Source organism: Pseudomonas sp. XS1P51, assembly GCF_054897845.1.
The window spans coordinates 6,935,558-6,956,273 of record NZ_CM142707.1 but is presented as its reverse complement, the minus strand read 5'-3'; the positions used below and the strand labels follow the sequence as shown (position 1 = coordinate 6,956,273).

At 60.3% G+C, this 20,716-nt stretch carries 16 protein-coding genes; all 16 read right to left on the bottom strand.

Annotation, left to right across the window (positions count from 1 at the left end; genetic code table 11):
- Positions 1 to 206: 206 nt before the first annotated feature.
- The 16 genes from ACYZUD_RS32110 to ACYZUD_RS32035 all read right to left on the bottom strand — a co-directional run bounded on the left by ACYZUD_RS32110 (position 207) and on the right by ACYZUD_RS32035 (position 20,676).
- A complete protein-coding gene (locus ACYZUD_RS32110; RefSeq protein WP_462021796.1) occupies positions 207 to 476 on the bottom strand; it encodes a hypothetical protein in 270 nt (89 codons plus the stop codon).
- A complete protein-coding gene (locus ACYZUD_RS32105) occupies positions 473 to 1,765 on the bottom strand; it encodes a motility associated factor glycosyltransferase family protein (RefSeq protein ID WP_462021795.1) in 1,293 nt (430 codons plus the stop codon). The genes ACYZUD_RS32110 and ACYZUD_RS32105 overlap by 4 nt, the downstream gene beginning before the upstream one ends.
- A gap of 99 nt (positions 1,766 to 1,864) precedes the next feature.
- Positions 1,865 to 2,791, bottom strand: coding sequence for a ketoacyl-ACP synthase III (locus ACYZUD_RS32100; protein ID WP_462021794.1), 927 nt, complete (start codon positions 2,789 to 2,791; stop codon positions 1,865 to 1,867).
- Between the two features lie 228 nt (positions 2,792 to 3,019).
- Positions 3,020 to 4,072 carry a pseudaminic acid synthase gene (pseI, locus tag ACYZUD_RS32095; protein WP_462021793.1) on the bottom strand — a complete coding sequence of 351 codons (1,053 nt, stop codon included), beginning with the start codon at positions 4,070 to 4,072 and terminating at the stop codon, positions 3,020 to 3,022.
- Positions 4,069 to 5,571, bottom strand: coding sequence for a UDP-2,4-diacetamido-2,4,6-trideoxy-beta-L-altropyranose hydrolase (pseG, locus tag ACYZUD_RS32090; RefSeq protein WP_462021792.1), 1,503 nt, complete (start codon positions 5,569 to 5,571; stop codon positions 4,069 to 4,071). The genes pseI and pseG overlap by 4 nt, the downstream gene beginning before the upstream one ends.
- The gene (gene pseF, locus ACYZUD_RS32085) at positions 5,568 to 6,263 is read right to left on the bottom strand and encodes a pseudaminic acid cytidylyltransferase (protein ID WP_462021791.1); all 696 of its coding nucleotides are present in this window, start codon (positions 6,261 to 6,263) and stop codon (positions 5,568 to 5,570) included. Before pseF ends, pseG begins: the two co-directional genes overlap by 4 nt.
- A 61-nt stretch (positions 6,264 to 6,324) precedes the next feature.
- On the bottom strand, positions 6,325 to 7,494 hold the full coding sequence (pseC, locus tag ACYZUD_RS32080) for a UDP-4-amino-4,6-dideoxy-N-acetyl-beta-L-altrosamine transaminase (RefSeq protein WP_462021790.1): 1,170 nt from the start codon (positions 7,492 to 7,494) through the stop codon (positions 6,325 to 6,327).
- 104 nt (positions 7,495 to 7,598) lie between these two features.
- On the bottom strand, positions 7,599 to 10,532 hold the full coding sequence (locus ACYZUD_RS32075) for a TIGR00180 family glycosyltransferase (protein WP_462021789.1): 2,934 nt from the start codon (positions 10,530 to 10,532) through the stop codon (positions 7,599 to 7,601).
- A 51-nt stretch (positions 10,533 to 10,583) separates the two neighbouring features.
- Positions 10,584 to 11,321: a cephalosporin hydroxylase family protein gene (locus tag ACYZUD_RS32070; RefSeq protein ID WP_462021788.1), complete on the bottom strand. Its 738-nt coding sequence runs from the start codon at positions 11,319 to 11,321 to the stop codon at positions 10,584 to 10,586.
- A 16-nt stretch (positions 11,322 to 11,337) separates the two neighbouring features.
- The gene (locus ACYZUD_RS32065) at positions 11,338 to 12,408 is read right to left on the bottom strand and encodes a class I SAM-dependent methyltransferase (protein WP_462021787.1); all 1,071 of its coding nucleotides are present in this window, start codon (positions 12,406 to 12,408) and stop codon (positions 11,338 to 11,340) included.
- On the bottom strand, positions 12,398 to 13,255 hold the full coding sequence (locus tag ACYZUD_RS32060) for an NAD-dependent epimerase/dehydratase family protein (RefSeq protein WP_462021786.1): 858 nt from the start codon (positions 13,253 to 13,255) through the stop codon (positions 12,398 to 12,400). Before ACYZUD_RS32060 ends, ACYZUD_RS32065 begins: the two co-directional genes overlap by 11 nt.
- Positions 13,252 to 14,478, bottom strand: a complete 1,227-nt coding sequence (locus ACYZUD_RS32055; protein WP_462021785.1) for a methyltransferase domain-containing protein — start codon at positions 14,476 to 14,478, stop codon at positions 13,252 to 13,254. Before ACYZUD_RS32055 ends, ACYZUD_RS32060 begins: the two co-directional genes overlap by 4 nt.
- Positions 14,475 to 15,035: a dTDP-4-dehydrorhamnose 3,5-epimerase family protein gene (locus tag ACYZUD_RS32050; protein ID WP_462021784.1), complete on the bottom strand. Its 561-nt coding sequence runs from the start codon at positions 15,033 to 15,035 to the stop codon at positions 14,475 to 14,477. Before ACYZUD_RS32050 ends, ACYZUD_RS32055 begins: the two co-directional genes overlap by 4 nt.
- Positions 15,032 to 16,114, bottom strand: coding sequence for a CDP-glucose 4,6-dehydratase (gene rfbG / locus ACYZUD_RS32045; protein ID WP_462021783.1), 1,083 nt, complete (start codon positions 16,112 to 16,114; stop codon positions 15,032 to 15,034). Before rfbG ends, ACYZUD_RS32050 begins: the two co-directional genes overlap by 4 nt.
- Positions 16,096 to 16,869, bottom strand: coding sequence for a glucose-1-phosphate cytidylyltransferase (rfbF, locus tag ACYZUD_RS32040; protein WP_462021782.1), 774 nt, complete (start codon positions 16,867 to 16,869; stop codon positions 16,096 to 16,098). Before rfbF ends, rfbG begins: the two co-directional genes overlap by 19 nt.
- 234 nt (positions 16,870 to 17,103) lie before the next feature.
- Complete coding sequence (locus tag ACYZUD_RS32035; protein WP_462021781.1) at positions 17,104 to 20,676, bottom strand: glycosyltransferase; 3,573 nt, start codon at positions 20,674 to 20,676, stop codon at positions 17,104 to 17,106.
- Between the last annotated feature and the right edge of the window lie 40 nt (positions 20,677 to 20,716).

The window sequence follows — 20,716 nt, the reverse complement described above, 5'->3', positions numbered from 1 at the left end:
CGCCGGGTATGGCCTAGAGAACCTTCGTAATAGTTATCGTCGGGATTGCAACTTGCTTTAGGGGATTTTCAAAAATATTTGCCATCACGTTGCCACCCCCCGTAAATCAAAGACTTGGCAGCGCCTGGGCAGCGAAAAAATGACGTCAGGGAAATGCCGATGACACGATGGCGAGGACTCGCCTGCACCGGCAGAAGCGAAACTGCTTAAATGGACAGACTGTCGGTCAACAACTGGACCAGTTCGTATTCCAGATAGTCCGCCAGAGCAAGCCAGTTCTGTGACTCCTGACACTCGAGCATCGGACCCAGCAAGCGCACCCACTGCTGCTGAGCAGCCGGCGACGCCAGATCGAAGGACGGCTGTACCGCACCGATCAATTCGATCATTGCCAGCCCGGCCTCCACGTCACGTCCCAGACGGAACAATGTCGCACAGTGCTGCGCGACGTTAACAAAGGACTCAAGTGCGCTCATAGCGACAACTCCGGGTGAAAAGCGGTACCGGCGATCATCGCCCCTGCCCGGCTGCTGTTGTAGAACCGTACCTGTGGATGACCCGCGATAAATCGCTCCAGCTCACACAGATAACTGCGGAAGTTGAGTTGCGTCTTGATTCGCTGGCCATGCCCATCGAGCACCCAGTGCTTGGCTGCCCCCAACTGCGGGCCGAGGTCGCCGTCGCTCCAGCCGGCATGAGTCTTGTCGCCGGGGAAGGCGAAGTCGGCGCCGAACAGGGTGATCTGCGCTGCACCCATTTTCACCGCAAGGTCCACCGTCGGGTGAATCACGCTCCCTCCCCCATACAGCTCACCCTTGGGCCATTGCTGACGCAATTGTCGATAGATCGGGCTGGCGGAGTAACCGGTGTAACGCCGTCCCTGCCAGGCGTCCAGCACCTGAGGATCGACCATGGGCATGTACACCAGCGCAATCGCGGATGTGCCTTCAGGCGGCAGATGCCGGGTTGAAATGCGCTGATCAATGCTGACCACCACGTCGGGGCGAATGCCATGATTGAGGAGCGGCCGGTAAGCGGTATCGACACAAATGAACAATGGGCGCACCGCCTGCTCGCGAATCATCCGCAAGCGATCGAAGTGCAGCTCAAGACTCGGGCCCGTGGCAATGACGAACACTTCCTGCCCGGCACAGGAACCGAACAACTCGGCCACATCGCCATCGGCCTGCACCAGCGCCAGGCTCGCCTGCAAGCGCTCGACGATATGTGGAGCCTGAGGGTCGAACTCACGGTTATTGAATGTCAGGTGGGTTTCGCTGATCAAGCGATCACGCATCTTGGCATTGAAGTCATCAGCCAGCACCAACTCCGACGGCAAGGCGAAAAACGGCAACTGCATTTCCGCCAGATCGCCGGCATACAACAGTTCAACCCGCGGATCGTTGAGCCACTGCTGTTGTTCGAGCAGCTGCAGCACCAACGCAAACACCGCTCCGCCAAGGATGTGTACATATAAACGTTCAAGTCCGCCGCGCGCCAACAACTCCATTTGCAGATCACCAAGCCCGGTGCCATAGACATGCACCACAGGACTGTCGATCGGCACGCTGTCAGCCTGAAGCCTGGCTTCGCGGGTGCGGTCATGGCGACTTGTCAGCTGAATGCCGTTAATGCTCACTGTCGAGCCCAGCCCCTCCACCAGCTCGGCCTGCAACAGGCTTGTGTCCTCAACCAGCAAGCGCGCATACAGCATCGGCCAGCGGCGCTGTATGACTTCGACGTTGCGCTCAAAGAACTCGCTCATGGAGCCTCGCTTTTCGTTCAGGCAAAAAAATAGCGCTCAAGGTTACACCTTGAACGCTTTTTTTGTGCCTGGCTTTCTTTGACTAAATAGAGCCGAGACTCAAGGACGATAGATAATCGCCGAACCCCAGGACAGCCCGACCCCGAAACCACTCAGCGCAACGCGCTTCCAACTGGAATCCAGGACGTGTTTTTCCAGCAGCAGCGGAATGCTCGATGACACGGTGTTGCCGGTCTCGACCATGTCCTTGATGAACTTCTCCGGCTCGCCCTCGAAACGCCGTGCCACGGCATCGACAATCGCCGCGCTGCCCTGGTGAATGCAGAAGGCATCGATATCGGCAGCCGTCAGCTGCGAGTCAGCCAGCAGTTCATGCAAGTGAGCCGGGACTTTGAGCAGCGCGAAGTTGAAGACCTGACGACCGTTCATGTAGAACACGCCGTCGGTCACCTTCAAGTGCGGCGCACCGGAACCGTCGGTGCCGAACTTGGCTTTGCCCAACTGCCATGGTGCGTTTTCGCCCATCCAGGTGGCCGTGGCGGCATCACCGAACAGCATGGTGGTATTGCGGTCTTCCGGGTCGACGATCTTCGAGTACGGATCGGCGGTGATCAGCAAGCCATTCTTCAGGCCTGCGGCTTCCATGAAGCCCTTGATTGCGTAAATGCCGTAGACGTAGCCGGAGCAGCCCAGGGAAATATCGAACGCGGCCACGGTCGTCGGCAAACCCAGCTTGTCCTGAACGATCGCGGCGGTGTGCGGCAGGCCTTCTTCGTCGCCGTTTTGGGTGACCACGATCAGCACGTCGATGTCTTCACGTTTCAGGTCGGGATTGTTGGCGAACAGCGCATTGGCTGCTTCGACACACAGGTCCGACGTTTCCTGGCCTGCGTCTTTGCGCGGCAGGAAGGCGGAACCGATCTTGCCCAGGATGAACTCTTCATCCTTTTCGAATTTTGCACCTTGTGCGTAATTGTCCACGCCGGCTACAGGAACGTAGCTCGCAATGCTCTTTATGCCAATCATTACGGCTTCCCAATAATAAACAGCCCAATACCACCGCTCGCAAGGAATCGAGGGGCGCCGACAAACAGAGAAAAACGTCGCCCCGAGGCGGCGACAACAGGAAGAATAAAGGGCTATCACTGGGCCAAACAGGCACCAGGCGCCACCTTCCCTATTAATACAATACAGTGAAGATGCGCGTTATGACTCGCAGGTCACGCTATTTTGCCGAATCAGCCCCATAAGGGGTTATTCGACCAACGACCAGTCCAGCGGCGTTCCGCGTTTTATGGCTTGGCGGGCTCGGCGACCAAGAAGGGTTTGCGCGTGTTTTGGGGCCAGCCCCAGACCAGGACGGATAGCCCGCAGATTAGCGGCGGTGAAGGGTTCACCGGCGACCATGTCCTGAGTGACATACAGCGAACGGCGGTACACCAGAGACTTGCGCTCGGCCTCCGTCACACCGTAATGCACCTGGCCCATGGCCTGCCAGGCGCGTTCGGTTTCGATCACCAGGCTCGCGAGCTCAGCCGGCTCCAGGGAAAAACTGGCGTCCACCCCACCGGCGGCACGGTCGAGAGTGAAATGTTTTTCCACCACCGTAGCCCCCAGCGCTACCGCGGCGACGGACACCCCAACGCCCATCGAATGATCGGATAAACCGACTTCACAGCCAAACAGCTCGCGCAGATGAGGGATCGTACGCACATTGCTGTTGGCCGGCGTCGCCGGATAAGTGCTGGTGCACTTGAGCAACACCAGGTCCTTGCAACCGGCCTCACGGGCGGCACGCACGGTTTCGTCGAGTTCGGCGATGCTGGCCATGCCGGTGGAAATGATCAGCGGCTTACCGGTGGCCGCGACCCGACGAATCAGTGGCAGATCGGTGTTCTCGAAACTCGCGATCTTGTAAGCCGGTACGTCGAGGCTTTCAAGGAAGTCCACTGCGGTGTCATCAAACGGTGTGGAAAACGCCAACATGCCCAGCGCCTTGGCACGGGCGAAAATCGGCGCGTGCCACTCCCATGGGGTGTGGGCTTTTTCGTACAACGCGTACAGCGAAGAGCCGGCCCAAAGGCTATTCGGGTCTTTGATGAAGAACTCGCCTTCGGACAAGTCCAGGGTCATGGTTTCGGCGGTGTAGGTTTGCAGCTTCAGGGCATGCGCACCGGCCTTGGCTGCGGCTTCGACGATTTGCAGCGCCACCTCCAGGGACTGGTTATGGTTGCCGCTCATCTCGGCAATGATGAACGGCGGCGCATCGGCGCCGATCAAGCGGTCGCCAATCTTGAAACCCGTCATTTGCAGTGTTCCTTTAATACGCGCGTGAATGCGCAAGCATGCTGGGTGAAACCGGCTTCGCGAAAGACGTTCAGCGACGGCAGGTTGCCTGGCAATACCTGAGCGGAGATGGTTTGCAGTTGCGGCCAATGGCTGGCTACGAAAGCTTCGCCCCGAGCCAGCAGCGCCCGGCCCCAACCCAGCCCCAAACGGCCTTCGAACAGATAAATCGAGACCTCGGCGTCAACACCGCGCAGGTCGTAGCGCAACACACCGACCGGACCGTAATCGGCCTCGGCGATCAACAGCAAGCGCTGCACATTGCTCAGGCTCGCGGTCAGCCAGTTGCAGTGCTGCTGCCAATCGATGACATGGGTCTCCAGCGACCAGCGTCGGACCGCTTCGCTATTGCGCCCATCAAACAACAACTGTGCATCGTCCACGATAGCCGGACGAATCTGTAAAACTGCACCGGCCAGCGCCGCCGCGACCCGTTGCGCACCACGGCCATCGACCAGTTTCCGGGAACGTTCGGCCAGACTTTGGCGTAGCCCCTGATTGCCCACGACAAAGCCGATGGCCAGGCGCAATTGTTCGACACTGACCTGCTCGCGAGCCCCCATGAAGACATGAGCCCCCGAAGCGGCCATCACCTCGCCGTTGGCTTGCTGGTTGTTCGAGACCGCAATGCAGATCGTCGGCAACCCCATGGCCGCCCTCTCCCAACTGGTGCCGCCGCCGGCACCGACGAACAGATCGGCCTCGGTCATCAGTCGATAAAAATCGCTGACAAAACTGTGCAGGCGCCAGTTCGGACGACTGGCCGCCAAAACCTGCATCTGCTCCCAGGCCGGGTTATCGGCACCGGCAACAAAGTCGACTTCCAGCTCATGAAAATTTTCCAGCGCCTGCATCGCGTGATGGGTCTGCATCGCCGCATCGAAGCCGCCGAAATTCACCAAAACCCGTTTGGCCTGGGGTTTGATCTCGATTGCAGGGCAACAAAACTCGTCACGCAGCATGGCGAAACGCGGGCCGAGCAAGGTTCGGCAATCGGCTGGCAGCAGCGCGGCGTAGGCTTGCGGCGTGCCCGACAGATTCTGATTCAGCAGCAGGTCGACGTTGTACGTTCGAGTGGCCAGGTCATCCACCGCGGCGATCCGTGGCGCCCAACGGCGAGCCGCGGTCTGCCAATGATGATCGAGGCCGTAGTGGTCGACGATGATCCAGTCGAAGGCAAGATGGTTTTCCAGCGCCCGGTCCAGCGCGGCGATATCCGCCTGCCAGGGCAGCATGGATTCGATGGCCTGCAGCGGGTCTTCTCCGGGATAACGATCGGGCAGCGCGAAGGTGTCGAAGCCTTCGGCCGCCAGAGTGTCGAGTCGATGGCCAGGCAGCAGACGACACGCAAAGGCAACGTGAGAGCCCTGCTTGCGCAAGGTTCTGGCCAAGGGCAGTAAGCGGGCGATATGACCGCTGCCGATGGTCGGCGACGCATCAGAGCGAATCAGCACTCTCATTGCAGCTCTCCTGCCGCCTTCAGCGCAGCGTAGAGGTATTCGGCACGCTTCCAGTCTTCGAGGGTATCGATGTCCTGCACCAGATGTCGCGGCAAGATCACGGGCAGGCTCGCCGGGGAAAACAATACATCGCCACGTAACCAGGCCTCGCTGCGCCCCCAGTAAAACTGACCAGCGTCCTGAAAGGTTTCAGTCAGATCCTGGGAACGGGTGTCGCGATATTCCGGGTAGAGCGGGATCAGGGCACCGTGCTCGTCGAGGGTCAACGCACGTTGCACCGGGAAGCCAAAACCGGCTACGGAAAACGCGAACGACTTGTCCGGATGCTGCACCAGCATTTCATGTCCCTGACGCAGATACCGCGCCTGCAACAGCGGCGCGGTCGCGTAGATACAGCACGCATAGTCGAACGCCGGCAGCTGATTCAAGGCGTGAACGATGACCGCGGCAGTCCCGGTGAAGTCATCGGCCAGCGCAACGGGACGCATGAATGGAACTTCAGCGCCGTTGGCCCGCGCGAGTTCGGCAATTTCCTCATCGTCGGTGCTGACGATCACCTGGTCGAACAGGTTCGATGCCAGTGCCGTACGGATGGAACGGACGATCATCGGCACGCCGTCGAACAGCTTGAGGTTCTTGCGGGGTATCCGTTTGCTGCCACCTCGGGCGGGAATGATGGCGACGCAGCTCACAGCCGGTGTTCCAGCATGAGCCTGACGTCGCGAGGAGTGCCCACGCGATCAATCATGATGTTCAACCCAGGATTCGCCTTAAATGCTCCACCACTTCATCTTGCTGCTCATCCGTCAGATCGGGGTACAACGGCAGGCTGATGGCCTCGGAAAAATAACGCTCGGCCTGAGGAAAGTCGCCGTCCTTGAAACCCTGCTCACGGTAGTAAGGCTGCAAGTGCACCGGAATGTAATGCAGGTTCACGCCCAGCCCCGCCGCCCTCAACGCTTCGAACACCTGCGGCTGACTGAGCGTGATGCGCGAAAGCTGCAATCGAACCACATACAGGTGCCAGGCCGACTCTGCGCCGGGCTGAGCGACCGGTAATGTCACAGCGAGGCCAGCGAGCAGTGTTTCATAACGCGCGGCCAGTTGACGACGTCTGGCCACAAACGCGTCAAGACGCGCCATTTGCGACAGCCCCAATGCGGCGTGCAAATCGGTCATCCGGTAATTGAACCCCAGCTCCAGTTGCTGGTAGTACCACAACCCCGTCTCCGGCACCTTCATCTGTGCCGGATCACCCGTGATGCCGTGGCTGCGCAGCCGCCGCAGACGCTCGGCATACCCGGCATTATTGGTCAGCACCATGCCACCCTCGGCGCTGGTAATGATCTTGACCGGGTGGAAGCTGAAAATAGTCATGGCCGCATATTGACCACAACCGACCGGTCGCCCCAGGTACGAGGCACCCACCGCATGGGCAGCATCCTCGATCAAGATAAAGCCATACCGCTCCGATAGCTGCGAGAGGGTGCGCATGTCGCAACTCTGCCCCGCGAACGCAACCGCCACCACCACCTTGGGCAACTTCCCGACCGCTTCGGCAACCTCGAGTTTCTCTGCCAGTAACCGTGCATCCAGGTTCAGGGTATGAGGATCGATGTCGACGAAATCGACTTCGGCGCCACAGTAGCGCCCACAATTGGCGGACGCGACAAAGGTGTTCGGGCTTGTCCACAAATAATCGCCCGGCCCCAGCCCGGCGGCGAGGCAAGCGATGTGCAACGCTGCCGTGGCGTTACACACCGCTACCGCGTGCTCGGCCTGGCAGTGATCGGCCAGCGCCCTTTCAAAGCGCTCGATGGTTGGCCCCTGAGTCAGCCAGGGCGACTTGAGTACCTCCATGACGGCATCGATATCCGTCTGATCAATGTTTTGTCGGCCGTAGGGAATGCGGTAAGGCGTCATGACCGTGACTCAACGCAATGCACATCGAGCAGGCAGGTACGCGCATCCTTCAGGAGCAATTTGCCGTTGAACATGTCGTGAGTCCTTTTACTGGGTCAGACAACTTAGGCAAGCAACTGCACCCAGTTCACACTGGAGGCGTCGCCGAGGGTAAAGCCCTTGCCGGTCAAGGACAGGTTCTGGTTGTAGGCCGAATCCTGTTCGAAGCGGGCCTGCCACTTGTCACGCAGGGCGGCACGAGCCTGGCCTGCCTCAGGCAGCACGCCCGGGTGCAGCAGTTGCGCTTGTGGCGTCCAGACAACGAGATAGCCGGCATCGGCGACTTTCAGGCACAGGTCGACATCAGCGAAGGCTTCGTCGAAATGCTCTTCATCCAGGCCACCGACCGCTTCATACAAGTCCTTGCGAATTATCAGGCAGGCACCGGACACCGCCGAATAGTTCTGCTCGACCTGGTGACCATTCAGGTAGCCCTTGGCGTCTTTACGCTCCCCCACAAAGGCCGAGCCAAGATCGCCATTCAAGCCAAGGATCAACCCGGCTTGAGTGGTGACGCCCCGGATGTCCATCAGCTTGGCGCCGGCGATGCCGACTTCCGGACGCTGGGCCTGATTGACCAGGCTTTCCAGCCAGTTGACGTTGACCACTTCGGATTCGGCCGACAACAGCACGAGGTAATCACCCTTGGCTTCGGCGCACGCGAAGTTGTTCAGTGCCGATGCACTCAGGCGGCGACTGCTGCGCAGGACGCGGATACGATCACCCTTGCCTTCAAGGTTGCTCAGCCAGGCCACCAATGCTTCGGACTGGCTATGGTTGTCGGCGATCAGCACTTCGTGGCGCTGGTAGCGGGTACGTTGCAGCACGCTGATCAATGCGCGTTGCAGATGCTCAAGGTTGTCCTCACTCTGAAGGATGATCGACACCAGCGGCCGCTCGGCGTGCTGGTAGTCGATCTGATAAGTCAGCGGCAGCGCCGAACTGACCCGAGCACGGTAGCCGCGCGCCGTGAGAGAACGGGTCAGCGCCTGACGCTCCTGAGCGTTTTCCGGCTCCACCGGCGCATCGCAAGTCAGCAAGGGTTCGGCCAGATGTGCCAGCCCTGCCAGGCCACCGTCCTCGATCAGACGCAGCAACAAATCGAACTCCAGGGCCTGGGGGTACTCGGTCGAGAAACCTTTGGCCTGGGCCAACACATCACGCTGGATCAACCAGTGTCGCGCCATCAGCGACGGTACGGATTGCAGCAGGTCGAGGTTAACTCCTGGGCGGAATACATCCGCCAGAGCACCGTTGGCCTGACGCTGAATTTCGTCCATCGCCACCGCACGCACACCCTCGGCGCCAGTCAGCTCAAGGCTGGCACGCAACAGACCGCTGGCGGTGAACTGGTCACCGGCCTCGGCCAGCAGCAGCCAGTCGGCCGTGGACTGGGCGACGATCTGGTTGATGCGCTCGACGTAGTTGGTCGCAGTGACTTTGACGAAGTGCACGGTGTCGCGCACGGTGGTGGTCGCCGGCAAATCACCGGTGGTGAACACCACCAGGTTGAACGCCTTGCAGTGACCGCCGACCAGGCTGTCAAAAGTCGCCTGCAACTTGAACATGTCGGCGTTCAGATCCAGCAGCAGAATGCCGAACTGCGGGCCACCGTTGTGTTTGGCCAAATGCGCGGCAATCGATTTGAGCTGCCCGGCATCCGGGTTGCGCGCTTCCAGCCAGTTCAGCAAGCGGCCGGAGGGCATGTTCTCGAACAACCGACGGTCTTGCTGACCGGGCATAGCGTCCAGGCGCTCGGACCAGGCTTGCAGCTTGAGGCCTTCTTCCGGCTCGTCGCTGTCCTTTAACGACTCGGCCAGGCGCTTGACCACGGCCCGGTTGAACACGTTCAGGCTCAAGGCCTCCCACAACCGGCTGCGTACAGTGCGGTCGGTGTCGTTGGGGTGAATGCGCATCAGCTCATGCTGCTTGAGCAGGATGCCTTCCAGTTCCTGAAGTTGCAGGCGACCGGCAGGCATGGCGTGCAGCAGGAATTCGAACTCGGTCAGCAGGTCGAACACCGGCTTGTTGTAGAACGGCATTTCGACGAACTGCTGGGGGCCGAAGCTACGAATCGGCTCTTTCCCCGCCTCGAGCCAGGCCGAGCGGAAGATCATCGTGCCTTTGAGCGAGCGACCTTCAAGCAAGCAGTCGGCCATGGCCGCAAAGCTGTCGAGGGCAATCTGTTTAACCTGGGCCGGGCCCTTGACGCTGAGCGGCGTCGGAATAGAGGCCAGGAACTCGGCAAAGTGCTCGCGCTCGGCCGCGCTTTTCGCATCCTTGAATGTCAGCACCGTCAACACGTTGGTGTTGTGGTCCGAGGCACCGTAGTTGATTTCCCGCACGGCGAACGGAATGGGCAGAATCCGCGCCTTGGCGCAGGCCAACAGGTAGAAGGTATGGCCAATTTCCTGCCATTCGAAACCGGTACTCGATGGCAGCAGGCGGTACCACTGTTGCAGCAGGTCGGTACGGGTCACCGCATAAAACGGCGGCAGGAAGTTGTCCATGAAGCGCACGACGCGATCTTCAGCCAGATCCGAGTTGTAATCCTCGTGCACCTTGCGGTCGCGGCGATAGTAGTTCACCTCGGTAGCCCGGGACAGGTACATGATCCCGTAGCCATGGCACAGGCCGTAGTCGGGATTGGCTTCCAAAAACTCCACCGACTCGGTCAGCGCGCGGTGCAGCAGAAAATCGTCATCAGCGGCGAACACCATGTACGGCGTGGTGACCTGATTAACGCCGTAGGTGAGTTTGTCCTGCAGCCCCTTGTAGGTGTATTGCGGCAAGTGGCGATAGTCGACCGACGGGAAATCCCGGGCAATGTCTTCATCACCCTCAACGGATGAATCCAGGACCAGAACCGTGCAGGGATAGCTGCTGTAGTACTGCAAAGTGCGGCGTAGGAACGCTTTGCGGTTATGGGAAATCACCACCACCGTAAACCGCTCGTTCAGCGGCGCTACGTTGTTTTGAGTACTGTTTTGAACCTGCATCTTTCTATCCCCACTACCGGCCAATCGCCAAGAACCTGAAGCTACTTTTGATTAACGAACGCGACGCAGATAGCCGTCCGGCGCTACGGTGATCAACAGCTTGTTTTGCAGCTGCCGATCGATTTCGAAGTCCTTGTTTTCTTCGAGGTACTTCCACACGGCGGTCTTCGGGTTATCGCCCGGGCCCCACGGACGATCCGGGAAGAAGTCGGCTGGCATGTCTTCGACCACGGTGTCCATGACCACGCAGTAGCTGTCCACCGAAACCAGTGGTGCATAGAGGCGCAGCTCTTCGAGCACGTGATCGTGGGTGTGGTTGGAATCCAGCACCAGAATGACTTTCTTGCCTTCGGCCGCTGCACGCACTTGCGCGGCGATCGCAGGATCAATGCTCGATCCTTCGATCATTTTGATGCGCTTGCTCATCGGGTGGCTTTCGATGGCTTCACGGTTGTGCGCACGAATGTCGAGGTCGATGCCCAGCACTTCGCCATGGCCTTGCAGCTCCAGCAAGGACGCGTAATAGATGATCGAACCGCCGTGGGCGATGCCGCACTCGATCACCAGGTCCGGTTTGACCTGCCAGATGATTTCCTGCATGGCCATCATGTCTTGAGGCAACTGGATGATCGGACGGCCCATCCACGAGAAGTGGTAGCTGTACTTGTGCTTGGCCGATTCGTTGAAGAAATCCCGGGCCAGGCCGGTGAGTTTCTGGTCATCGCCCTGGCGGGCAATTTCTGCCTGGCATTCGGCTTCGAAGGCTTTATTGACGGTGTTGTCGGTCATTTTAGAATCTCAATAGTCACTGGAACGAAGCGCTGTCGACGGCGTGATAGACGTAGCGCCCACCGGTCATCCGCTTGATTTCTTCGAGGTAGTTGGAGTTCATCACAAACAGATTGGCGCCTTCGGGCAAGGCATCCATGGCCTCTTGTGGCGAGGACACCCGCACGCCGCTCAGGGGCAGATAGCGACCCTGTTTGGCCGGGTTGATGTCCACCACGCGATCCACCGCAACTCCGGCTCGTTGCAAGAACAGCGAATAAATCACGCCTTTGGACGAGGCCCCCCAGATCGCCGAACCTTGCCCAGGCGCCGCCTGGATAATCTGCACCGCACGCGTAAGGCTGCTGGTGAAACCGTCCGGCAACGTCAGGCGCGGTACCGGTTGCTCTGGCGTCAGGCGCAATGTCGCCAGGTCGGCGACGATGTACAGGTATTGGCCACCAAACAGATGACCGGCCTCGTGCACGGTGCCGAACATCCGGCGCAGGTCATCAAGGCGGAAATAATTGACGTGCTCGTAGAACAGGTCGAACCAGGCACGGTGCTCGATAATCCAGTCGAAGCACGGCACTTCGATGTAGATCTGCCCGCCCTGATTGGCCTCGGCCATCTCGGCGAGAAAGCTCACCGGGTCCTGGATATGCTCCAGCACATGCCGCAACACGATAGCGTCCGCCGACAGACCCAGGCCGCGAGTGAACGGTGCCTTGATCACATCGGCGTTGCTGCCTTCGTAGGCCGGGTCGATACCGGTGATGGGGTAGCCCAGACCTTTGAGTAGCTCAAGAAAGTAACCTTTGCCGCAGCCGACTTCGATCAGTTCCTGCCCCTTGAAGTGGCGGGCAATGATCCCTTCGACATCGCTCAGGTGTTTCTGGAACTGGCCGGAATGAGCCTGCTCGTTCTGATAGTCGGCGTCGTAGCTGAGCTTGTCCGCGTCGAAGGCCTGATTGAAGATCAGCCCGCTCGCCTCGTCTTGCACCAGGACCATGTCGGCGCAGGCCGAAGCCCTGGCCGACGCTGGGTCGGCGAAGGTGCGATTTTGCAACACTGGCAGGTCGGCGACCCGATACAACTCATACCTCATGTTCTGCTCCCAGTAGCTGTTGCAAGCGGTCCGTCACGCCCCAGAACGCCATCGGTTCGTGGGTCGGGTATGGGTAGTGACCCAGGTTCAAATCGATCGACGCGCCGCGCTCACGAACTCGCTGTTCGACCAGCGCCCGCACCGAAATCGGCTGGCCGCTGGCGCAATTGATCACACCATCGAAGCCACGCTGTTGCAGGATCACCGCGAGATGACCGGCCGCCATTTCGATCGCCAGGTAGTCGCGCAGCTGTTCGCCGGCCGACATGTTGAAGCGCTCGTCTCCGGCATCGATGGCCCGATCCAGTGCTGCGAGCAAACTGTTCGGGTTTTGCCCCTCTCCGTGCAGGTAAAACAGCCGTGCCCACTGCAAGGTGAACGGCTGAACCCGCTGTAGATTTTCGAGGAAAAGCCGCAGCGTATTCTTCGCCAGCCCGTAAGGATTGCCCGGCTGCGGCGTGGCCTGTTCGCGGAGCGGACCACTCTGCATGCCGTACTCGAAACAGGTGCCGGTCACCAGCACTTGCGACACGCCCGCCTCGACCGCGCTCTTGATGAACCGGTAATCGGCCATCAGGTTGTGCTCGAAGTGAAATAGCGCCTGATAGTTCGGCAAACCGGGCCAGGCCAGATGCGCCAGGGCATCGATGCCATCGGTCAGCGCGGTGATATTCAGGTCATCGGCGTGAATATCCGCTGCGATGAACTCCACGGCATTGATCCACGGCATGCTCGTAGCGGTCTCGGCGTTACGCGCCACCGCCCGGACCTCGCAGCCACGGGCGAGCAAGGCCGCCACCAGATGTCGGCCGACGAACCCGGTGGCACCGGTCACGAGCACTTTCACAGCACAGTCAACTCAGGTACGGCGATCACGAAACGGCCGTCCCACTGTCGTACCTGCGCCAGTTGCTGACTGACTTCGTGCAACAGATTCCATGGCAACACCAGCACGTAATCCGGTTTTTCCAGATCGATCTGCGCAGGCGAGACAATCGGAATGCGACTGCCCGGCAAATACTTGCCTTGCTTGTGCGGGTTGGCGTCGGCAACCCAGGCCAGCAGGTCCGGTTTGACCCCGGCATAGTTGAGCAAGGTATTGCCCTTCGCCGCCGCGCCATAACCGACCACACGCTTGCCATCGGCCTTGGCCTGCAGCAGGAAGCGCAGCAGTTCGTGCTTGATGCGTTGCGCGGCGGGAGCGAGGGTCGCGTAGTACTCGGGAGTTTTCACACCGGCGGCCAGTTCGGCCTGCAATTGCTGTTGAACCGCTGGCTGCACGTCGCGGCGAATGCCGTCGACACGCTGGACGAACACCCGCAACGACCCGCCATGGGTCGACAGCTGACTGACGTCGAACACTTCCAGGCCATTGCGCTCGCACAAGGTCTGCACGGCCGTCAGGGACAGGTAGGAAAAATGCTCGTGATACAGCGTGTCAAACTGCTGCCCGGCCATCAGCGTCAGCAGTTGCGGAAACTCGAAGGTCGCCACACCGGTCGGCTTGAGCAAAGTGGCGAAACCACCGAGGAAATCATTGATGTCCGGGACGTGGGCCAACACGTTGTTGGCAGCCATCAGGTCGGCGCCCCAGCCTTCGCTGTTCAGTTGCGCGGCGGTGTCGCGACCGAAGAACAGTTCACGAATCTCCAGGCCTTTTTCCCGCGCCGCTTGCGCGGTGCTGCGGGTCGGTTCGACGCCCAGGCAAGGGATGCCGCGCCCGGCCACGTACTGCAACAGGTAACCGTCGTTGGCGGCGATTTCCACCACACGACTGTCGGCGGTCAGGCCGAAGCGTTCGACCATCTGCGCCACATAGCGCTCGGCGTGGGCCAGCCAGGTACTGGAGAACGAACTGAAATAGGCGTACTCGGCGTCGAACAGGCTGTCGGCGCGGGTGTAATCCTCGGTCTGCACCAGCCAGCACTGCTGACACACCGCAACCTTCAGCGGCACCCATTGCTCGGCCTGATCGAGTTGATCAGCACGTACGTAGGCATTGGACGGTGGCGAGGTGCCCAGATTGATCAGCGGCAAGGCCAGAGGAGTACCGCAACCACGGCAGTTCATAGACGCACTCCAGCGAAGTGTTCATCAAGCAAGGGATGGCTGGAATCCCGGGCCGACAGATTATTGACAGGCAATGGCCAGGCGATTGCCAGCCGTGGATCGTTCACACTCAAGCCACCTTCGTGCGCAGGCGTGTAATCCGCGCTGTGCAAGTAGAGCAATTCGGCGTCGTCGGTGAGGGTCTGGAAACCGTGGGCGAACCCGGCCGGAATCAGCAGGCTGCGACCGTCGCCGGCGCGCAGGTGTTCGGCTTGCCAGTGCAGGAACGTCTCAGAGTCGGGACGCAGATCCACCGCCACGTCCCAGACTTCACCGCGCAGGCAGGTGATCAACTTGGCTTCAGGCGCATTGGCGTTCTGATAATGCAGACCCCGCACGCTGCCCCGCTCGCGGGTGCAGGAGTGATTGATCTGGCGGATATGAAATGGCTGGCCGAAGGCGCTCAGGCTGCCTTCGCAGAACAACCGGGCGAAGTACCCGCGATCGTCTTCGAAGCGCTTGTGCTGCACGCTGAACAAACCGTTCAGCGGCAACGCATTCAACAGAAACCCGCTCACAACGCGCCTCGGTACAGGTTCAACTGGCCCAGGGTAAAGGCGCGCATATCGTCGCCGTTTTGCCAGGCCAGGTGCCAATCGAGGGTCTGGGTCAGACACTGCTGCAACGACCAGCGCGGTTGCCAGGCCAGCAGCTGACGGGCGCGACTGCTGTCCAGGCGCAACAGACCGGCCTCATGCAATTCACTCGGCTCGATGCGCAATCCACGCGCTTGTGGCCAGCGCTTGGAGAGCATCTCGACTACTTCGCCAACGCTGCACATGTCGGTTTCGCTCGGGCCGAAGTTCCAGGCACCGGCAAACTGCGGACCTTGCTCATAAAGACCGGCCGCCAGTTGCAGATAGCCGGCCAGCGGCTCCAGCGCGTGCTGCCATGGGCGCACGGCTTGCGGGTAGCGCAGGGTTACCGGTTCGTCGGCGGACCACGCCTTGAGCACATCGGGAATCAAACGCTCCGGCGCGAAGTCGCCGCCGCCCAGCACGTTACCGGCGCGGGCCGTGGCCAATGCCAGACCGTGTTCAGCGTAACGATCGGCCGGGAAGAACGAAGCCGCGTAAGACTGGGCCAGCAACTCGCAACAGGCCTTGCTGCTGCTGTAGGGATCATGACCACCGAGGGCTTCGTTTTCACGGTACGGCCATAGCCATTCCTGGTTGGCGTAGACCTTGTCGGTGGTCACCAGCACGCAGGCGCGCACGCCGCCGACCTGGCGAATCGCTTCGAGCAGATTAAGGGTGCCCATGACGTTGCTGGAGTACGTCCCCAACGGGTCGCGATAGCCTTCGCGCACCAGCGGCTGGGCCGCCAGGTGCAGGACGATTTCCGGCTGGGTTTCAGCGATCAATTCGAGCAAGGCGCCCAGGTCACGCAGGTCGCCGCGATGATCATTGATGCCTTCGTGAACACGCGCCAGTTCGAACAGGCTCGGCTCAGTGGACGGATCCAGCGAAAACCCGCTGACCTCGGCCCCCAGGCTTTGCAGCCACAACGTCAGCCAACTGCCCTTGAAACCGGTGTGGCCGGTCAACAGGACCCGTTTGCCGCGCCAGAACTCCGGGCTCAGTCCCATTGCTTCCATGGGGCCTCCCCGCTCTGCCACAACGCCTCAAGGTGATTCTTGTCGCGCAGGGTGTCCATCGGGTGCCAGAACCCTTCGTGCTGGAAGGCCTGCAGTTGGGCTTCACCCGCCAGCGTCGCCAGGGGTTCGGCTTCCCAGGAGGTTTGATCGTCAGCGATGTACGGCAAGACCTTGGGCGACAGGACGAAAAAACCGCCGTTGATCCAGCCGCCGTCACCGCGAGGTTTCTCGGTGAAACCCAACACCGTGTCGCCATCACGCTCCAGCGCGCCATAACGCCCCGGCGGTTGTACCGCCGTCACGGTGGCGAGCTTGCCGTGGGCCAGGTGGAAATCCACCAGGGCGCCGATATTGAGGTCCGAGACGCCGTCACCGTAAGTGAAGCAGAACGCCTGTTCACCCTCCAGATAACGGGCAGCACGGCGAAGACGTCCGCCGGTCATGGTTTCTTCACCGGTATCGATGAGCGTGACGCGCCATGGCTCACTGTAATTCTGGTGAACGTCCATGCGGTTGTTGCACATGTCGAAGGTGACGTCGGAGGTGTGCAGGAAGTAGTTGGCGAAGAAATCCTTGATCGCATACCCCTTGTAGCCAAGGCAGATCACGAAGTCATGAATGCCATGGGCGGAGTACTGTTTCATGATGTGCCAAAGAATTGGCTTGCCGCCGATCTCGATCATCGGCTTGGGCTTGAGGTGCGACTCTTCGCTGATCCGCGTACCGAGACCACCCGCCAGAATTACTGCCTTCATCGCTGTCCTCTTGCTCTTCGCGCGGTGCGGCGGCCCCCGTAAGGGTCGGCAAACCGTCAGATGCACATCATTGACCCGCAGCCATTGGGCCGTTCACACCCCAAGCGGGGTGAAGGTTTTATGGCGATATACCGGTGACTTGCAGGAAGTGAGCCAATTGCACAGAACAAAAAAACGCCCGGACGCGAGCGGCGTTCGGGCGTTTTTTTTCAAGGTTGGCGACGCGTCACGGAGTCAGTCCGGCAACCAGCCCCACAGCCAGTGGTTCAGGTTGTCGCCACGCAACATGAAATCGCGGTGCACCGCCTCACGCAACTCATCACCCATGCGGTAACTGGCGTCCGGATCGGCCAGGTGCATGCGGATCGCCTGCAGCCATTCGTCCGTGCTGTTGCTATAGACCCGGGTGCACGGCAAGTGGCCGCGATAGGCCTCGGTGTCGGTGCAGATCACCGGGTACCCGCAGGCGCCGTATTCCAGCAATCGCAGGTTGCTTTTGCAGTCGTTGAAGATGTGGAACTCCAGCGGTGCCAGCGCCAGATCGAGGTTCAGGCTCGCCAGTTTGAACGGGTAACTCTGCAAGCCGATGGTGGAGTGAAATTCATGGACATACGGGCGCAACCCATCAGGGCACATGCCGAAGAACACCCACTCGACCTCGCTCGCCAGCTCGCGCACCACCTCGGCAATGATTTCCAGATCTCCCGTGTGGCTGGTGCCGCCACCCCAGCCAACGCGCGGCTTGCGGGAGGTGCGACGCTGGCTGGTCAGCGTCGCCCACGGGTCCGGCGACAGCATGTTCGGTACCACGCGAATCTCACTGTGCATGCTCGACAAGGCATCGGCCAGCGGTTGAGTGGTGACCACCACCCGGTCGCACAGACCGATGCCTTCACGCAGCATTTGCTCGGTGTTGACCGGTTTGTTGCGGGCGTGGGTGTTTTTCTTCGGCGCACTGACGATGTAGTCGTCGAGTTCGAAAATCCGTAGCGCGCTGGAATACTTCTTCATCCGCAGAATGTCGCCGGCGGCACCTTCGCTGTAACGCCCTTGCAGAATGATCGTGTCCGGGGACAGACGCTCGATCTCTACAGTCGACGGCGACTCATAGGCCACCCGCGCGATCACTCGCCCGGCCGCCTCAAGCTCGGCCAGCGGCGCGGTCACCCGGTAGTGGCCGACGGCGCTGCTGTTGACCGGCAGACCCAGAATCAACGGCAATGCGCGAGTGCAGAACGGGTTCCAGTTATTGCGCAGCGACGGCTCCAGACTGAAGCTGGAATACCCAAGGCTCAGCGCTGGACTGTAGGCCGGATCCTTGGCGATTTTCGGCAGCCATTTGCGATAGAAGGCTTCCTCCTCACGCTCGCGCTGCACCAGAGTCGACGGCTGCGCCGGCGATACGTCTTGCGGCACCGATACCACGTTGGCGTAAGGCGTCCAGACCACCAGGTAGCCGTCTTTACTTGCCCGTAAACACAAGTCGACGTCGCTGAGTTCCTGGGTGAACGTCACCTCATCGAACTGGTCGAGCTCATCGAACACTTGCTTGCGTATCATCAGGCAGTGATGACTCACCGCACTCCAGTTCTGGGTCACGTGCAAACGCTGCATGTAGCCTCGAGAACCGGCCGCCTCGCCATAAAACGGCGAACCGACCGGCCCCGCCAGGCCAAGAATCAACCCGGCACTGACAATCGAGCCCTCGGGGCTGAGGATGCGAGCACCGACCACACCCACTTCGGGACGCTGGGCATGATTGAGCAATTCATCCAGCCAGTCGCGGTCACAGATCACCGTCTGCGCACTGAGTAGCAGCAAGTACTCGCCATGCGCCAGGCTCGCGGCAAAGTTGCGGATCGCCGCGTCGTTGGCGTCACCGGCGTAACGCAGCACGCGCAGCATCGAGGCGCCCAATTGCGCCATCGCAGCCAGCCAGTCGAGCATCGCCGGGTCGTCCGTGCCGCTTTCGACGATCAGGATTTCGTATTGGGTATAAGCCGTCCGCTCGATCAAGCCTTCGACGCAACGCTGCAAGGCGTACAGCGAATCGCCGGTCTGGATGATGATCGACACCAGCGGACGCACCCCATGGTGGTAGTCGATGCGATTGATCAACGGCAATTCTTCCTGCCGGACCGCATGTGCTACACCAATGCGATCCAGGTGCGCGCCGACCATCCCTGCGTTGCTCTCGATCACTTCAGGCATCGACAACCAGTCGGCAAACGTCAGGCTCGACTCCACCTGAATGTCGGCAATGTGTTCGATGGTTTGCGGCCCGGCATCTTCCACCAGACGCCACAGCAGATCGTGCGGCGCCAGCTCGCCGTGAGCCGAATCGAAGCCGCCCAGCGCCATGAAGCGCTGGCGCTCGAAGGCCAGGGTTCGGCCGACGTAGGGATAGGTGCGCATCAGGTCGAGGTTGAAATCGGGCTTGAACACCGGATCGACCGACTCGCCATTGATCAGCGCCCCCTCGTCACTGTAGGCACAGAGCATGCCCACCGACCCCGCAATGCGTTCGGCCAGGATCAGCAGCGCCGATTCACGCAAGGTATCGCCGGCCCGCAACAGGTAAAACCAGTGGGCGCCTTCCAGCTGCGGCACCACTGCGTTGAGCTGTTGGGCCCAGTCAGATTGAAACGGCAACTGCACCACACGATCGTCTGCCGTACATAACGCATCGGACAACACCAGCACCGCCTGAGGCGCGTACAGCTGCTGACTGATGCTCTGCAACGTCTTGTTGAGCGTCGCACTATCAGCGGCGCTATCGATCACAATCGGCACGATCTGCGGACGGAATGTCCAGCTGTCGATACGCTGCGGCATAAAGCGCTGCTCGACCTCTGAGAACCTGCGGATCGCCAGCCATTCGCGATAAAAATCGGCGTAACTTTCGCTCTCGCCACCCACCCGACCATTCACCACCGTGTTGCGATTGCCCAGAACACGTACAACGCACAACTCTTCCCAGGCGTGGGGCTGACCCTTGATTTTGTTCAGGTCGATGTAGCGTACCCAGCCCGACGCCGGTGCCGATTCACCGCTACGCGCCGCGAGCATCTGCGAAAGCCAGTTCCACTCGACAGCTGCGGCCTTGATCATCTCCGGGGTTTTGCTCAATCGCTCCGGGTACAGACGCTCGGTACTCAGCACGGTGTTCAGCGACGCCAGGTTACCGCGACGCATCAGGCACACGAACAAGGCAAAATCGAGCATGGCGATGAAACCGGCACCTTCCTGAATCAGGGCCGGCAACAACTCCAGCACATCGGCGCGACGCATCAGGGTCGAACTGAAGTTACCGAGGAAATTCTTTGGCGTGCCCTCGAAGATCGCCAGCATGTCATCGCCCTTGAGCAAGGCGTCGTTTGGTGAGAACCGGCAGTTGTCGACCCGGGGCGGCAGGATGAAGTTACCCGCATCGCTGAGCATCCGCAGGGCAAACACCACATTCACATCCGCGTGGTCGATCAACACCTGCGCCTGCAATTCAACGCTTGGCGCAAACAGGCGATCATCGTCGCACAGCACTTTGATGAACTCGCCACGAGCCTCTTCCACACAGCGCAGCACATTCTTCTGCAACCCGAGACGGTGTGGATTACGCAGGTAGCGAATCGGGTGAACCGGCTCGACAATGCCCTCGACGATGTTCTGGATTGCATCGTCGGACGAGTCATCGCATATGACGATTTCGATTCGCGCGTAGGTCTGAGCGAGCGCACTCATCAGTGCCTGGTCGAAGTACGTCGGGTTGTAGGCAGGGATGACGATGCTGACGAGGGGAAGTTGATTCACGACGGGAAACTCTCGAGCGGCGGGCCTCTACCCTTTCAGG

Excerpts from the sequence above, each read along its gene's own strand:
- ACYZUD_RS32100 (WP_462021794.1), bottom strand. The coding sequence starts at position 2,791 with ATGATTGGCATAAAGAGCATTGCGAGCTACGTTCCTGTAGCCGGCGTG.
- pseI (WP_462021793.1), bottom strand. The coding sequence starts at position 4,072 with ATGACGGGTTTCAAGATTGGCGACCGCTTGATCGGCGCCGATGCGCCG.
- ACYZUD_RS32075 (WP_462021789.1), bottom strand. The coding sequence starts at position 10,532 with ATGCAGGTTCAAAACAGTACTCAAAACAACGTAGCGCCGCTGAACGAG.
- pseG (WP_462021792.1), bottom strand. The coding sequence starts at position 5,571 with ATGAGAGTGCTGATTCGCTCTGATGCGTCGCCGACCATCGGCAGCGGT.
- rfbG (WP_462021783.1), bottom strand. The coding sequence starts at position 16,114 with ATGGAAGCAATGGGACTGAGCCCGGAGTTCTGGCGCGGCAAACGGGTC.
- ACYZUD_RS32105 (WP_462021795.1), bottom strand. The coding sequence starts at position 1,765 with ATGAGCGAGTTCTTTGAGCGCAACGTCGAAGTCATACAGCGCCGCTGG.
- ACYZUD_RS32070 (WP_462021788.1), bottom strand. The coding sequence starts at position 11,321 with ATGACCGACAACACCGTCAATAAAGCCTTCGAAGCCGAATGCCAGGCA.
- pseC (WP_462021790.1), bottom strand. The coding sequence starts at position 7,494 with ATGACGCCTTACCGCATTCCCTACGGCCGACAAAACATTGATCAGACG.
- ACYZUD_RS32055 (WP_462021785.1), bottom strand. The coding sequence starts at position 14,478 with ATGAACTGCCGTGGTTGCGGTACTCCTCTGGCCTTGCCGCTGATCAAT.
- ACYZUD_RS32065 (WP_462021787.1), bottom strand. The coding sequence starts at position 12,408 with ATGAGGTATGAGTTGTATCGGGTCGCCGACCTGCCAGTGTTGCAAAAT.
- rfbF (WP_462021782.1), bottom strand. The coding sequence starts at position 16,869 with ATGAAGGCAGTAATTCTGGCGGGTGGTCTCGGTACGCGGATCAGCGAA.
- ACYZUD_RS32110 (WP_462021796.1), bottom strand. The coding sequence starts at position 476 with ATGAGCGCACTTGAGTCCTTTGTTAACGTCGCGCAGCACTGTGCGACA.